This is a genomic window from Asaia platycodi JCM 25414 (assembly GCF_000614545.1).
Lineage (GTDB): Bacteria > Pseudomonadota > Alphaproteobacteria > Acetobacterales > Acetobacteraceae > Asaia > Asaia platycodi.
Window position 1 is genome coordinate 46179 of record NZ_BAKW01000015.1, and the last position, 14755, is coordinate 60933.

General features: G+C 57.2%; 12 protein-coding genes, 1 tRNA gene and 1 pseudogene. 8 read left to right on the top strand and 6 right to left on the bottom strand.

Annotated elements, in window-relative coordinates; genetic code table 11:
• Positions 1 to 54: 54 nt before the first annotated feature.
• From JCM25414_RS11400 to hemC, 5 genes and pseudogenes are all read right to left on the bottom strand, one after another.
• Entirely contained in the window at positions 55 to 768 is a 714-nt protein-coding gene (locus tag JCM25414_RS11400) for a TylF/MycF/NovP-related O-methyltransferase (RefSeq protein ID WP_025841725.1), read from the bottom strand.
• A gap of 24 nt (positions 769 to 792) precedes the next feature.
• A pseudogene (locus tag JCM25414_RS19620) lies at positions 793 to 1757 on the bottom strand (NAD(P)H-dependent glycerol-3-phosphate dehydrogenase).
• Entirely contained in the window at positions 1757 to 2590 is an 834-nt protein-coding gene (locus tag JCM25414_RS11410; protein WP_025841726.1) for a 23S rRNA (adenine(2030)-N(6))-methyltransferase RlmJ, read from the bottom strand. The pseudogene JCM25414_RS19620 and the gene JCM25414_RS11410 overlap by 1 nt, the downstream one beginning before the upstream one ends.
• Positions 2587 to 3333, bottom strand: a complete 747-nt coding sequence (locus JCM25414_RS11415) for a uroporphyrinogen-III synthase (RefSeq protein WP_025841727.1) — start codon at positions 3331 to 3333, stop codon at positions 2587 to 2589. The genes JCM25414_RS11410 and JCM25414_RS11415 overlap by 4 nt, the downstream gene beginning before the upstream one ends.
• Positions 3326 to 4444, bottom strand: a complete 1119-nt coding sequence (gene hemC, locus JCM25414_RS11420; protein WP_408734890.1) for a hydroxymethylbilane synthase — start codon at positions 4442 to 4444, stop codon at positions 3326 to 3328. The genes JCM25414_RS11415 and hemC overlap by 8 nt, the downstream gene beginning before the upstream one ends.
• Before the next feature lie 79 nt (positions 4445 to 4523).
• Here hemC and tsaD point away from each other — a divergent pair, with 79 nt between their 5' ends.
• From tsaD to JCM25414_RS23055, 5 genes are all read left to right on the top strand, one after another.
• The gene (tsaD, locus tag JCM25414_RS11425; RefSeq protein WP_025841729.1) at positions 4524 to 5648 is read left to right on the top strand and encodes a tRNA (adenosine(37)-N6)-threonylcarbamoyltransferase complex transferase subunit TsaD; all 1125 of its coding nucleotides are present in this window, start codon (positions 4524 to 4526) and stop codon (positions 5646 to 5648) included.
• Positions 5649 to 5693: 45 nt separating this feature from the next.
• Positions 5694 to 5888, top strand: coding sequence for a hypothetical protein (locus JCM25414_RS23885; RefSeq protein ID WP_025841730.1), 195 nt, complete (start codon positions 5694 to 5696; stop codon positions 5886 to 5888).
• A gap of 113 nt (positions 5889 to 6001) precedes the next feature.
• Positions 6002 to 6091: transfer RNA gene (locus JCM25414_RS11435), tRNA-Ser, on the top strand.
• Between the two features lie 572 nt (positions 6092 to 6663).
• Complete coding sequence (locus JCM25414_RS23050; RefSeq protein WP_148301069.1) at positions 6664 to 6918, top strand: hypothetical protein; 255 nt, start codon at positions 6664 to 6666, stop codon at positions 6916 to 6918.
• Positions 6899 to 7462: a hypothetical protein gene (locus JCM25414_RS23055; RefSeq protein ID WP_148301070.1), complete on the top strand. Its 564-nt coding sequence runs from the start codon at positions 6899 to 6901 to the stop codon at positions 7460 to 7462. The genes JCM25414_RS23050 and JCM25414_RS23055 overlap by 20 nt, the downstream gene beginning before the upstream one ends.
• Positions 7463 to 8818: 1356 nt before the next feature.
• Here JCM25414_RS23055 and JCM25414_RS19630 read toward each other — a convergent pair.
• Positions 8819 to 10069, bottom strand: a complete 1251-nt coding sequence (locus tag JCM25414_RS19630; protein ID WP_148301071.1) for a sulfatase-like hydrolase/transferase — start codon at positions 10067 to 10069, stop codon at positions 8819 to 8821.
• 277 nt (positions 10070 to 10346) lie between these two features.
• Between JCM25414_RS19630 and JCM25414_RS19635 the strand changes: the two genes are divergently transcribed.
• The 3 genes from JCM25414_RS19635 (at position 10347) to JCM25414_RS11460 (ending at position 14751) form a co-directional block, all read left to right on the top strand.
• Entirely contained in the window at positions 10347 to 11999 is a 1653-nt protein-coding gene (locus JCM25414_RS19635) for a capsular polysaccharide export protein, LipB/KpsS family (RefSeq protein ID WP_159101757.1), read from the top strand.
• Between the two features lie 200 nt (positions 12000 to 12199).
• On the top strand, positions 12200 to 13492 hold the full coding sequence (locus JCM25414_RS11455) for a capsule biosynthesis protein (RefSeq protein ID WP_025841731.1): 1293 nt from the start codon (positions 12200 to 12202) through the stop codon (positions 13490 to 13492).
• A complete protein-coding gene (locus tag JCM25414_RS11460) occupies positions 13489 to 14751 on the top strand; it encodes a glycosyltransferase family 4 protein (protein ID WP_025841732.1) in 1263 nt (420 codons plus the stop codon). The genes JCM25414_RS11455 and JCM25414_RS11460 overlap by 4 nt, the downstream gene beginning before the upstream one ends.
• Positions 14752 to 14755: the final 4 nt, after the last annotated feature.

Below are 14755 nucleotides of genomic sequence, written 5' to 3' on the forward strand. Positions count from 1 at the left end.
GCGTCGTGCGGGGGCGCCTGCTACGGCATACGCAGGCGGATGAAGGCAATGCGGTCAGGAGGCCGCCTGTGCGCTTCGTATGATCATCGCCTGTGTGGTCGGGAGTTCGATGACATGCTCCGGTTTGTCTGCCAGAAATTCCGCGAAGGCCTGAGACACACCGTCGATGATCGAATAGTCATGGGTCAGGATAATGCCGCCAGGAATCATGCGTGGATAGAAATAGGCGAGCCCTGCCAAAGTCGCCTCATAGAGATCGACGTCGAGATGGACGAAGCTGTATCGCTCATTCCTCAGACCGGCGGCTGAATCCGGAAAAAAGCCCGGATGGAAAGCGACATTTTCATAACCGGACAGCTTGCGTTTGACGCTCTCAAGCGTGCCGCAGAATTCGCCTTTGACGAAAACCTTGCCCTCCTTGCCCTTAGGGTCAGGCAGGCCTTCAAACGTGTCGAAGAGATTCAGCGTGCGATGTGCTTTGACCATGCAGAGCAGTTCCGCCGACGCGCCGCGATAGACGCCGAATTCGGCCAGATCGCCCTCATAGACAGATTGGGCCTGAGCCAGCTCATGCAGTACGAACGCCTCGTCGCTGCTGAGCAGGGAGTCTGTGCCCGCGCGTGCCTTGCTAAGACGTCGCAAGGTCACCGGATGCTTGTGCCCGCTCAGAAGACGCATCTGCATGGCGCTATGCACCCCGAAGGTGAGGAATCGCACGAAACGGTTCCGGCTTACGAAACGGCGCATGGCCTCATTGCGCATCCACATGATCTTGTCCTTTTCGGCTTCTTGTTATTCGACCGTGATCGGCCGTTCGAGGAGCAATCGCCTTGCCCGACCGAGGTCTATGGCGCCGTCCAGAAAGGCGGAGACGGTCTCGACGATCGGCATGGAAATTCCGAGCTTTCTGGCAGTGGCGGCGAGGCTGGTGCGGTCGCAACGCCTTCGGCGACGGTACTGCGTGTTCTCAGGATATCGGCAAGGCTCGCGCCCTGACCGAGTTCGAGCCCGAGGCTGTAATTGCGCGAGCCCGCACCAGTGCAGGTCAGGATGAGATCGCCCAGACCGCTGAGTCCGGCAATCGTGGCGGCGCGCCCACCCAAGGCGGCAGCGAGGCGCCCGATTTCGACGATGGCGCGGGTGATGAGTGCGGCGCGGGCATTTTCGCCCAGCCCGGCCCCGATTGCGATGCCAGCTCCGATGGCCACGACATTCTTTGCAGCGCCGGCAATCTGCACGCCGGTCGGATCGTCGCTCGCATAGAGCCTGAAGTGAGAGGAGGAAAGCATCGAAACATAACGATGGGCATCGTCGAGCGACGCTGCGGCGATTGTTGCCGCAGCCGGTGCTCCATTGGCGACCTCGATAGCGAAATTTGGCCCTGAAAGAACGGCGCATAGGCGTCCCGGCTGCGTTTCGGCGAGGATGTCCAGCGGCAGGGCGCCCGTTCCGAGTTCCAACCCCTTGCAGCAGGCAATGAGCGGCGAGTTGCCAGGCAGTTTCGGTGCGATCTCTCGCAGGGTCTGCATAGGCACCACCACAAGCGTGAGATCGACCTGCTCAGGAAGCGTCGAGACGATATCGACCGCGTCGGGCAGTGTCACGGCGGGAAGGCGAGGCAGGGTGCGGCACCCAGCGGCAACTGGCGAACGCGACCAGAGCGACACGCGTGCCCCGGCTCTGGACGCTGCGCAGGCAAGGGCGATGCCCCAGGCCCCGGCTCCGATAACGGCGATATGGGGAGCTTTGAGCGACATTATTCCTCCACGATCCGTCTGATTTCGACGCTGCCTTCGCCACTCGGTGCGAGCACCGGCATGAGAGCATCGAGGAGGGCTCTCGCCTGTTCTTCGAAGCGATAAGGGGGGGAAGCCACCAGAAGCCCACAGCCATTAAGACGCGTCGGATCGGTGGGCGTGCGCAACAGCAGGCTGCAATCCAGCAGGTCGCGCAGCCCGGCATCGCGCAGCGCGTCGTGAAACTGCCGGACCGGCGCCCGATGCTTGATGGGGTACCATGCCGCGATAATGCCCATCGGGAAGAGCTTGCGACTGGTCTGGATGGCCTCGGCCAGTCTGGCGAATTCATCACCCTGTTCGAAAGGCGGGTCGATCAGGACAAGGCCACGCTTGAGGTCGCGCGGCGGCAGAAAGGCCCTGAGCGCGCCGTACCCGTCGCGTTCATGCACCGCGACCTGACTCTGATGGCGGAAATTACGCCTGAGCGTCGCAGCATCCTCAGGATGCAGTTCGCAGCAGATCAGCCGGTCCTGGGCGCGCAGCACCGAGGCGATGAGGCTTGGTGACCCGGGATAGCAGGCAGGCGCACCGAGCGTCTGAATGCTTGTCAGGTAATCCACCAGCTCTTCCGGACCTTCCGGTAATGTCTCGAACCGTCCGATCCCTTCGCGCCATTCGCCGGTTTTCTGGGCCTCGGCGGAATCGAGGTCGTAGACACCGCAGCCGGAATGCGTATCGAGCACGCAGAACCCAGCTGGTTTGCGCAGAAGGTGGCGCAGGATCACGAGTAGTAACCCGTGCTTCATCATGTCGGCAAAATTGCCCGCGTGATAGGCGTGGCGGTAGTTCAAGGCGCGATCTGCCTCCGTGCTGTGTCTGTGTCGCTTGTCGGAAGAGGGCCGAGAAGAGCGAGAAGGGCTTGTTGTTCAGGGCGGGGAGCGATGGCGATCTCGCCAAAAGGGGCTGCGCCGAGCGTCTTGCCGATAGAGGGAGAGAGCGCCAGCGCGCGAACCGAACCTAACAGGCCACGCTTCTCGCCGAAAGCGTCGAGAAAAGCGCGCGCCGTGGCAGCGGAATAGAAGAGGATGGCGGCGACGCGCTCCTGTTCGATCAGGCTGCGTGCGGTCGGCGCGAGAGTTCCCGTCGCTTCAGCGCGATACACGACGCGGCGTGTAACATGCCAGCCATTCATCCTGAGCTGCGCCGCGAGGTCGCCACCAAGTTTTTGACCGGTGGCGAGCAGCACTCTGTTGCGCCTGTCGGCTCTGCCGAGATGACCTACGAGAGACTGCGCCGTGCCGTTGGCGTAATCCACCATGGTGAAACCGAGCGTTCTGGCGCGTTCGGCCGTGCGGGCGCCGACAGCGGTAATCGGAGTCGCCGGGGGCAGGGCGGCGCGCAGCGCCTCAAGACTCTGGCCACTCGTCACGATGACGCGGTCTACCACTCCTGTCGGCTTCATTGGCAGGGAGTGAACCCGGAGCATCGGAGCGAGACAGGGCTCCCAACCGAGACGTTCCAGGGCGAGTCCGGTATCGCTCAGCCCCGGCTCGGGGCGCGTGACCAGAACCGTGCGGCGTAAGAGGTCAGCCATGGTCCTGAAAGATATCGTCAGGGGAATCGGCGCGCAGGGAGAGGCCGAGCTCACGCCCCAGGCGCAGCGCCTCGGTCGGTTCACCACAGATTTCGCGCTGTAGATGGAACGAGCCGTTTTCTCGTGCGACGAGCCCGGTCAGGACAAGCTCGCGATCGCCGAAATGCCCCCGGCCGCCCGGTTGTGCCTTCTTGCGCAGGCGCGCATAGCCGCCGATAGGCGTTCGGCATGAGCCATCGAGTACTTCCAGCAAGGCACGTTCTGCCGTGGCGACAGCGCGGGCCTCAGGGTCCTCTATAGCGGAAAGCAGATCGAGCAATTCGCGATCTTCCTCACGCACGGTTACGCCGACAATGCCCTGACCAGCGGCAGGAATCATGAAATCGGCCTCGAGAACAAGATCGGCCCGGTCTTCCATGCCCAGCCGGCGCAGACCGGCCAGAGCAAGCAGGGTCGCGTCGCAGGCACCGCCTGCCAGCTTGTCGAGACGGGTCTGCACATTCCCACGCAGCAGGCCAAAGCGCAGGTCAGGGCGGCGATGGAGCAGCTGGGCCTGACGTCTGACCGAGGCGCAGCCGATACGGGCTCCGAAGGGCAGGGCGTCGAGCGGCGAATGACCTTCGGCCACGAGTGCTTTCGCCTTCTCACGCAGGGCCGGGCTCAGGATCAGCACGTCACGCGCATCTTCGCGTTTGAGTGTGCAGGCAAGCGTCAGACCGGCGGGAAGGGTGGTTTCAAGATCCTTGAGGCTGTGAACGGCAAAATCGATCTGCCGTGCCAGAAGCGCCTCATGGATCTCCTTTGCGAACAACCCCTTGCCCCCGATCTCAGCGAGCAGACGAGACTGCACCTGATCGCCCGTCGTGTTGATCGGGTGCTCCTGAAACGCGCCCATGTCGCGCAGAAGCGGGCAGAAGCGTGTCAGACGCGTCAGAAAGGCGCGCGTCTGGACCAAAGCCAGTGGCGATCCGCGCGTGCCGACGCGTAGTGGCAGGGAGTGACGTGAGGTGGGCGGATGAGGCGAGGCCTGACGGCGCATGGCTTCGGCAGCGACCTGTTGTAATTGCAGGCTCTGGGACATGAGCGCTTCGGGCATCGTCATCTGTTTCATGGCTGATCTTGCTACTCCACCGCGTGATCCGTGAAAAGAGACGGCTCGCCTCATGCGTTCCATCGCGTTATCAGGAGATATGGCAATTTTTTCCTTAACCTCTCCCATTCTCGCGATCGAAACGAGTTGCGACGAGACGGCTTGCGCCATCCTGAGCCCGGACGGGGCTATTTTGGCCGAGACGGTTCACACCCAGTCAGGTCATGCAGCACTCGGGGGGGTGGTGCCTGAAATAGCCGCGCGGGCTCATCTGGCTCTTCTTCCCGGAATCGTGGCGGAAACATTGGATAAATCAGGCCTGACTCTCGACGAGATCGGGGCCTTTGCCGCGTGTACCGGGCCAGGGCTGATTGGCGGCCTGATCGTGGGGAGCAATTACGCAAAAGGGCTCGCTATCGCCAAAGATCGGCCGTTTGTTGCCGTCAATCATATCGAGGCCCATGCGCTGACCGCCCGCCTGCCTGGCGTGGCAGGTGATGAGATTAAATTTCCGTATCTTTTACTTCTCGTCTCGGGTGGACATTGCCAGTGCGTCGCTGTGCACGGCGTCGGCATATATGAGAAGCTCGGCGGTACGATCGACGATGCGGCGGGTGAGGCTTTTGACAAGGTCGCCAAGATGCTTGGTCTTGGATGGCCGGGCGGGCCTGCGCTCGAAAAGCTGGCGAGGGAGGGGCGCGCTGACGCTGTCGCCCTGCCTCGACCTCTGATGGGGCGCGAGGGCTGCGACTTTTCATTCTCCGGGCTCAAGACGGCAGTGGCGCGACAGATCGCTTCTTACGGTATGGCGGCGCTTCCCCGCGTTTTCGCCGCCGATATTGCAGCCAGTTTTCAGCAATGTGTTTGCGATGTGATGGCTGATCGGGCGCGTCATGCTCTGGCGCTGCTTCCCGATGCCAGAAGCCTTGTCGTTGCCGGGGGTGTTGCCGCGAATGAAACGATCCGCAAGGCGTTGGAGGAAGTCTCCACTCAGGCAGGTATTCCCTTCGAGGCCCCGCCTTTGCGTCTATGCACCGATAATGCGGTGATGGTGGGGTGGGCAGCAATCGAGACAGTTCGGTCTTATCAGGATGCTGCTCAGGCGATGGAAGATGGTATCCCGGCAGCACCACGGCCTCGCTGGCCGCTGACCGAGATCGTCGCAGCGGGGCAGATTGCGTTGAATCAGGCTGGCCAGAATAAGGTGTCTGGTTCTGGCGGCTAAAACCTGTTTATTTCGAGTCAATGTCGCAGCAGGGGTACGGCACACATGACAAAAGAAGATGATGCCTGGTTCAATGCTGATGATAAGGCTTCTGAACTAGAGAGGCAGGCCGGTATTGCAGAGCCGTCTCAGACCGTGAGCAGCTTCCTGTTATCGATCATTCTGCCGTGTCTCGCCGTGGGCGTACTTCTCATAGCGACACTCTGGGGACTGATTTACAAATTTCATCTTCTGGGGTGAAGTGGAATGGAGCCTTTGTGAGGATGCTCGCGGAAATGTCCCCTCTTGCAACGCTCTCTGAAACAGGGCAAAGAAGCGGCTCTTGCCGCAGGGGTGCTCCCTCGAGCGTTGCGGGAGAGGTGGCCGAGTGGTTGAAGGCAGCGGTCTTGAAAACCGCCGTGCGTGTAAGCGTACCGTGGGTTCGAATCCCACCCTCTCCGCCATAAAATCGTGAAAATACGTCATGAGTCATTATGGCAGCACTATGAACTTGTCGGTCTCGCGTTGCGCATGCTCTCCGAATTCGCAAAGAATCAGAGAAGCGAGTTTACTTCGAGGTTTAGCACTCACGTCGTCGCGACGACCACTTCGAAGGTCTGCCAGACTCCGAACGTGGTGTCTCCGCTGATAAATGCGGCTCGCTCATCTATTTATGTTTCTGGTTTTTATTAAAAGTGGAAATATTATTTGATATTCTGATTGTAATGTAGTTTATCTTTTTTCTATAGTACTCAATTATTGTAATAAAGTCGACAAATTTTGGGGGTTTTTATCCTGGGTTGTACGCCTACTGCGGATGCCGTGGTCATATTCAATGCCTTTTCCGCATATGTGGCCGCTGGAACGATCTGGATTTTCGGGGATAACATAAGCTTGCTTAAGGTAACTCTTTTGCCTCTGGAGTGCCTCTGTCACTCTGGGCTTTTAGCATGGGATCGACACGGGAAAAATTGCTTCTGAGAATATGAGAATTAGCCAAGTTTTCTCCAGTTCGTTGAGGAAAGATGTGGGAACTATGACGGAAAAGAATACGGATATAAAAAAAAATACTAATGTAAAAAGAGAAAAGAAGAAGTCAGAATTTGACGTCATTGAGCCGCTACTCGACAGGTTGTCGGGGGGGCGAGCAGTCGGAATAGCCAAACGCCTAAGAGAAAATCCAGAGGCGCTGGATGATATTGTTCGAGAGATCTCGACGGGCTCCGACGTCGAGACTATGTTGAAATTGGCAAGGACCCAAGCCCGCGATATTGCTTGGGCGACAAGCTGATTTTGACTATGTCGGCCTCCCAAGGGATGCCGAAAAATATCAATTCAGCGTTGCTTTTGAGAGATATATCAAACCTCTCCTTGGAAAAAGAGCAGACGGGTTTTCAGTGATCTTCGACGCACTGGATCACTGCAGTAACCCCTTCATCATTGAGACAGGGTGTCTGCGAATTCCTGAAAATTGGGAGGGAGATGGTCAGAGTACATTTCAATTCGACTGGTATGCTCGCGCGAAGAACGGTAGTGTTACAACCATTGATATAAACCCGATGAGTATAGACAGCGCCAGGCGGGCATGCAGCAGCGTTACGAGCACAATATTGAATGACTCAGTCGCTGCCCTCGCTGCAATAGGTGCGCGGACAAAGCAGACGGCTTCTCTCATCTATCTTGACTCGTTCGATCTCGATCTGGCCGACCCCATGCCTAGCGCTATCCATCACGCGATGGAGGTAATGGCAGCCAAAAACCTCATCGGCCCTGGCACGATACTGTGTATAGATGATTTCAATGTGTCTCCTCTTGGCCCTGGAGGTAAAGGCTGATTGTGGACAAGTTTATGTCCGCAGTTAATGCCGAAATATTGTATGAGGGTTATCAGAAGATTTGGCGAGTGGCGCGCTAAGCATACTCGACTTTAATCACCCGAAAGATTTTTTAATTTACTGCCTGGTGAAGCATCGGACGGCGGAATTTCGTTACGGCCTGACTCCCGGTCACCGATCAGATTGACGCTGCGGATTGCTTGGAAACAAATTCTGTCGGCCTATTTTGCCAGATTGATTATGGTTTTGGGTGATTATAAGACAATGTCTGCTCCAAAGCGCTGGGCACGGTTCGAATAATTAAGCCTTCCGTCATCTGTTGCGAACTGGCTGTATACGGTTCCATGGATGCAGTCTGGGCAGGGTTTTGTTCTCAATATTTGCGTAGACTTGTGGCAATCATTGATGAATATATGAACTGACTCGAGGTGGCGTTGACAGAAGCTCGAGCAGCCAGCGCGGCTCTGGCACCGGAAGGGGCAACGACATCAAGAGGTCTTTAGCTTTGTGGTCTGGAACCTGGCCTCCTGTGAAGGCAAAGCCGAAAGAACGTCCCTGATTTTCACATCACGTGTGGACTTCGCCCGTCAAGCCGCCGCGTGATCTACCAAAATCCTCCGAGCCAGCCCCATGCTTGCGCCTGTAGCCTATGACTGGGCTTTGATCACGGTGCCGGCGATCATGTGCTGCCGGTCATCGTTTCAGCCCCTGCTCTGCCAGTGTTGGCAGCGTGGCGTCTTGTTCAGTCCAATGCCGGAACCGGACACAGGCTGCGTTCTACTTACCGTAGCGCTCATGCATATCCCGCCACGGGCAGCCAGTTCGCGTAGCATGCAGCATACCATTGAGAAACTGGGGATTATCTCAGACCGGTCGAACCTAATACCGGCGTTCGGGTGGTAAAATCGGGACGATCAATACCCATTCCTGATCCGTAAGATCCCCCCCGCGCCATACCTGTTTCCTGAAACCGATATCTTGCAGACCCAAAGTGAGCCAGACCGTAAGCAGATCGTATAGGCCTATTAGCAATGTGACTCGAAGACCTTCTCATGTCTTGGGCAGGGCGCTGGGTATTATTCAGAGCGGTGAGACGCGTCATCGCTATCTGCTGGCATGCGCAGGATTGCCTCGAAAATGGCATGATGGAGCCCCGCTGGTGTGAGGTCCTGCTCGGATTGCGGCGTTGAAATTCCCCCCCGAATTCGCAGATAAGAAACGGTGTATGCCTTCCATTGCCGGGCCTGACCGCGTTCGGAATGGTGGGGCGATGATCGCCATAAAAGGCTAGAAGTGCAGGATGTCCGCATTTCGCCAGAGCGTCATGAATTACGCCGAGAAGAGCGTCCCCATGCGCTACGTGGTCCAGATAGGCCGACAACCCTCCAGCCATGGCCCGTGATTTTCTATGGTAACCGCGAAGATGAAGGTGCTCTGATTGTTGCGGATAGCATTTTCGATCAGGCCAACGAGTTGCTCCCCGAGGCTTCTGTCGCTTATATGCGGCCCACATTTTGCCTTGCCTTCGAATTCGTTAGCCCCGACCAGCGTTGTGAAACCACTGGCTGGCATAAGTCGGTCGCGTGCGTAAAACCTCATGTCGTGAGGATGCACGAAGATCCTGTTTTCAAAGAGGGATTCGAGCCTTTTCGGAAGCGCATCTTGAAAATGCGAGTGCGCACTCAGATAGGGATCGAAGCGTCTGAAGCCCAGTTCGGTCTCTTCATGGCCAAAGAGTACCCCGTATTCCGTACGCATCGTGTAAGCGCCAAAGCCCGACATATGCAGGCGGCCATAGTGTCGTGCTGTTTGGCGTAGCTGCTCCAGCTTGGGTAAGGGCGACAGACCCGCGTTCGCTGGCATGAGAGTCGTCGGATCGGCGAAGGACTCGCATTGTATGACGACGACGATCGGGGCTTTCTCCCGCGGCGGTTCTCTCCGCGCTGCCCGGCTGTGCGACGAGAGGGGACGGTGCCGATCCTGCAGCCAGAGTAACCAGCTGATTGACGTTGTCGCCAGAAACCCGTGCGTCGGCATCGCAGCGTTGTAATCAGGCAGGGGCATGAGGCGGCGGGGCAGGGACGTGCGTGCAAGTTCATGTAAAAGAAGTAACGAACTGACACCGAATAAGAGACCGATGATACGCAGTAAAAGGGTCGAACCACCGGCACGCGTCAGATGCGTGAGGTCGTAAACGAAGAGGGCTCCCACGGTCAGAACGGTTGCCGATAGTCCTGACAGAACTGCGACGCGAGCGGGAAGAGGCAGGGCATCAACATAGAAGCGCGGATGCTGGAAGCATGCTTTTACCAACACGGCATCGCTGAACAGCAGTGGCTCGTCGAGCAGGCCGCGTTTGAGATTCGAGCCAAGAACAAGAAGAGCTATTGCGACGATGCTGAGCACACCCGCACCGAGTACCCGCCCGGTCACAGCAAGAGCGCATCCAAATATCAGCAGGAGTGGAAGCACTCTGAACGGTAGCCCCATCGCGCGCGCCCGAAGAAACGTTGAACGATGCGTTGGGTATTTATTGGGCTGTGCCATGCGATCGAGTGACGAGGCTATGACCAGAACGGCGAAAAACGTGCTCAGGAGCAGGATCACGGCAAGGTGCCCTCTGGAAAAAAAGAGCGCACGCCGCCTTTTATCCAAGTCGATGAGGGTAGTTTCTGGGTCTCGAACGGGAAGAAAATGGAATTCGGTTCAGGTTGCATTGTCACTCTTATCGGTTGGCTCTCGTGTTGACAGCTCAGCCCTCACCTGACAAGCGTGCGGGGGCTATCCTTGCATATCGTTTTGTGGGCGTCGTTCTCTGTTCGAGTTTCTGAAACATTCCGGTCGACCAGGGGCGATCCGAGCAGATGCGAAAGCTCTCATGGATATGAGTTTGGCTCCCGCCCTGCTGTCGGTTCCTCCTTTTGCCGCGCGTCTGCCTGTTCTGGGTAAGAACGATTGCCTCTGGAACGACATCGTTCCACGACCGGTCGATCGCCTTAACGACCCTATCGTTCAAATCGTTTTGCAGGAGCAAATCGGAGGAACGTTCTGGGCTCCCGACTCACCCGTGCGACGCAGATGTCTCGTTTGTGCGCCTGGCAATCTGCAAGACGCTGAGATTCTATGGGCCGCGGTAAAAGTCCGTCGCCCGGCCGGTGATTTACTGCTGGTTTTGCCAGACACTGCGCCGCACTGGCGCAAATTGCGTGAGCGTGTCGTGGTCGAAGGCGGCGCCGCCGTGTGTCTGCCGGTCAATCCGTCATCTCTACTGGGTGCGGCACAGGAAGTGTTTGTGCTTGCTGGCATCGTTTCGTCCCTGGTCGCGCTGGCGGCTTTGTCCGGCCTGACGCTCTGGAACGTGAGCCGGTCGGGAGGCTGGCCCGATTTTCCCGACCCTGATGCGCATGGTAAAGCTGTAGCGCTTCTTCTGGATTATACGCATTATCAGTGCCCTTATACTGGTGCGCCTTTTCCGGTTGAAGCGGCTTCAACGCTTCTGATTGAGTGGCGAAACATATTGCGGCAGAATCGTGAGATAGCGGTCTGTTCCGGCATGGCTTGGTGGAAACGGAAAAGGATCGGCGAGTTCTTCTCCACCGCAGATTCCCGGCGTCCAAAGCCTGTCTTCAGACGAAGCGCGAAGGTGATCGTTACCGCCGCGCGCCGGGGCAGGGGCGGCATTGCAGTCTGGTCTACCAGAATGCCGCGAGGGCTCGAAACTGCTGCGAGGTCTACACATCTTCCTCTTTATCGCGTCGAAGACGGCTTTATTCGTTCCGCAGGTCTGGGGAGCGGAATGCTTCCACCTGCATCGATTATTGTTGATCGTCTGGGCGTCTATTATGACCCACGAACGCCGAGTGATCTCGAGTCAATTCTCGCCACACACCCTCTCGGGCCTGATCTGCAGACTCGAGCGGGGCGTCTCATAGAGACCATCGTCACCCTGGCTGTGTCCAAATACGCTCATGGCGGCGCCAGCCCCAGTCTCGAAGCGCCGAAAGGGCGCAAGGTCATTCTCGTGCCGGGGCAGGTTGCTGACGATCTTTCGGTTCTTCTCGGGGGGGCAAGTGTGGGAGGTAATCTCGAATTGCTGAGACGCGTCCGGGAATCAGAGCCTGAGGCCTTTATCGTGTATCGACCCCACCCTGACGTCGATGCCGGTCATCGCAAGGGCGCGATCGCGGATTCCGTGATTTTAGAGTTTGCCGATCGGATCTGCAGGGAAAGCGCGATGGCGCCTCTGCTCGATGCGGTCGATGAGGTGCATACCCTGACATCGCTTGCCGGATTTGAAGCGCTCATGCGTTGCAAGCCTGTGACTACTTACGGACAGCCCTTCTACGCAGGTTGGGGTCTTACCCGTGATCACGAGCCGGTTACGCGTCGGACGAGGCAACTTAACAGGGAGCAGCTTGTTGCTGCCACATTGCTGCTTTACCCGCGCTATATTGACCCATTAACCGACTGCCATGCGGGCCCGAAACACTTATCTCACGTTTTCCGATTTCGGAATTGTGGCGTCCGGGGCTTCTGATGCGCTTGCGACGATATCAGGGAGTTATGTCGAAAATGACCAGAAAAGGCTTCCAGGATGTGTCTCGTCTCCTTTTCCGAAGCCGGGGACCTTGAGTGAACGAGACTGAGACTGTGAAAAGCGCCGCGAAATTGCCAAAGGTGGCCGAACAAGAGGCTGCGCCGCGTGTTCAGCGCAATGTCCTTCTCCTGCAAGGATTGATGGGACCGTTTTTCGGGAAGATCGGCAAGGCGCTACGCGACGATGGCTACGGCGTGTGGAAGGTCAATTTCAACGGCGGAGACCGTTTGTTTTGGCGTTTGCCTAATGGAATTGACTTCACGGGGCGGCCTAATGAGTGGCCCGATGCGCTGGCTCAGATTATTGCCACACGAGAGATCACGGACGTGTTGCTCTTCGGAGACTGTCGCCCGTTGCATAGTGCCGCGATAGCCGTGTGCAGTCGCTTGCATATCCCAGTACATGTTTTCGAAGAAGGCTACATCCGCCCCGATTGGGTGACGTTGGAGCTTGGTGGCGTCAACGGCAATTCCAGCCTCCCTAGAGACCCTCAATATTATTTGCAGCGAGCCCAGGAACTTCCGCCTGCGCCTGAGCATCACCCTGTGCCCTCATCATTCAGGACGAGAGCGCTCCAGGGGCTGGCGTATAATACGGCTGATCTTCTCTCACGCTGGTATTACCGACACTGGGATAATTACAGGCCCTGGCATCCCCTGACGGAAGGGATGGGATGGCTTCGCAAGCTTCTCGCAAAGAAAGAACGCGCTCAGCGAACGCAGGATACACTGGAAAAGCTACGGCAGGCAGAGGCGCCGTTCATGCTGTTCCCGCTGCAACTGGACGCGGATGCCCAGGTACGCCTGCACTCCAGCTTCAGCGGTATGGCGGAGGCCATTCGCGCGGTTATCGCCTCATTTGCTGCACACGCCCCGCATGGCCTGCGTCTGGCCATCAAAGAGCATCCGCTTGATAACAACATTCGCAACTGGCGGAACGAAGTGGCCTTGCAGGCGGCAGCCTATGGTGTTGCGGATCGGGTGGATTACTTCGAAACCGGTGACATAGCTGAACTGGTGCGTCGCGCGATGGGTGTCATTACGATCAATAGCACGACCGGCACCCTGGCTCTGGCGGAGGGCAAGCCAGTCATTACATTGGGTGACGCAGTCTACAGCCTGCCTGGAATCACCTTTCAGGGGACGCTGGAGGAATTCTGGGGCGATCCTGGTAAGCCGGATCGTGCCATTTTCACGGCTTATCGTCGTGTACTCATAGATCGCTGCTTGATTCCGGGGGGGTTCTTTTCGGATGAGGGGATCGACAAACTCGTTGATAGCGCAATTGAGCGTCTGACGAATCATAGCCCGCTTGATTTTGCTGCGGCTTCACGCGCTGAGATGCAACGCAGAGAGGCGCTGAGACGTGAGCTTGCGCATAATCCCAGCCAGTTGAAGAATGTCATCCCGGTAACGCGACAATTGCCGACATGAGTTCTTTTCTCGCGCCAACGCGGCCTTTCTACACGCTCGATATCTCCAGGTTACTGTCGCGCTCCAAGGCACTGGTTCCTACCGGGATCGACCGTGTTGAACTGGAATACGCTCGATATCTACTGCAGGAGGCACCAGAGCGACTTGAACTTGCGGCAATGCATCCTTTGGGGCGATTTTCTGCTTTGCCGTTTTTTGAAGCTAGTGACTTTATCACTGCAATAGGCAATTTTTGGGACCGGGGCACGGGTACCGAAACGGCGGTATCGCGATTAGCCTCGCGTCTGCGGGCTCGCCTCCTCATGCCGAGGCTGGTGCGAAGAGACGCAAGGCAACCCGCGGCATCTCAGGCGCGTGTCTACCTTCATGTCTCTCATCACCATCTTGTAAGGCCTGCAGTGATCGAGACCGCAATAAAGCGTCGGCCAAGCACTATATTCGTACCGATGGTGCATGATTTGATTCCGCTCGAGTATCCTGAATATTCTCGGCCGAGAGAATTTGAACGTCACAAGCGGCGTATAGATACAGTATTGCGTTATGCAGATGCGGTTTTGACACCATCGCGCGCCGTACGCGCCTCGCTGGAGCACCACATCATTTCCGCAGACAGGAAGAATCTACCTGTCTGGCCGGTTCCGCACGGCGTCAATCTTAAAGCCCTTGAGGATGATGTCTCATCACAAGATCGAGCGACCCAAAAACCTTATTTCATCTATTTAAGCACGATCGAGGCACGGAAAAACCATCTTCTACTACTCAATATCTGGCGGAGACTCATTGAAATCCATGGGGATGCGGCGCCGAGGCTGATCATTGTTGGTAAACGTGGTTGGGAAAATGAGCAGGTCCTAGATATGCTTGAGCGTTGTCCGAGCCTGAAGGGGAGCGTACAAGAGTATAATTCTTTGCCCGATACTGAAGTTGTCAGGCTGTTGCGTGGGGCTCATGCGCTACTGTTTCCGTCATTCACGGAGGGGTTCGGGCTTCCTCTGGCTGAAGCCCTTGCGCTAGGTACCCCAGTGCTGTGCTCCGATATCCCTGTCTTCCGTGAAATTGGCGGAGATGCCGCGCACTATATTGATCCACTCGATGGTTTGAATTGGATGCGCCAGATCATATTATTGACGAGAATGACAATAGATGAAGCTCACAACTCGGTCCCACCCGTTCGAAGATTTATCGACTGGCCAGAAAGTGTCGGGATTGCTCTCGGCCATATAGAGAGCTTCGTCGCCCAGCGTCATCCGGGCCGGTGAAGGC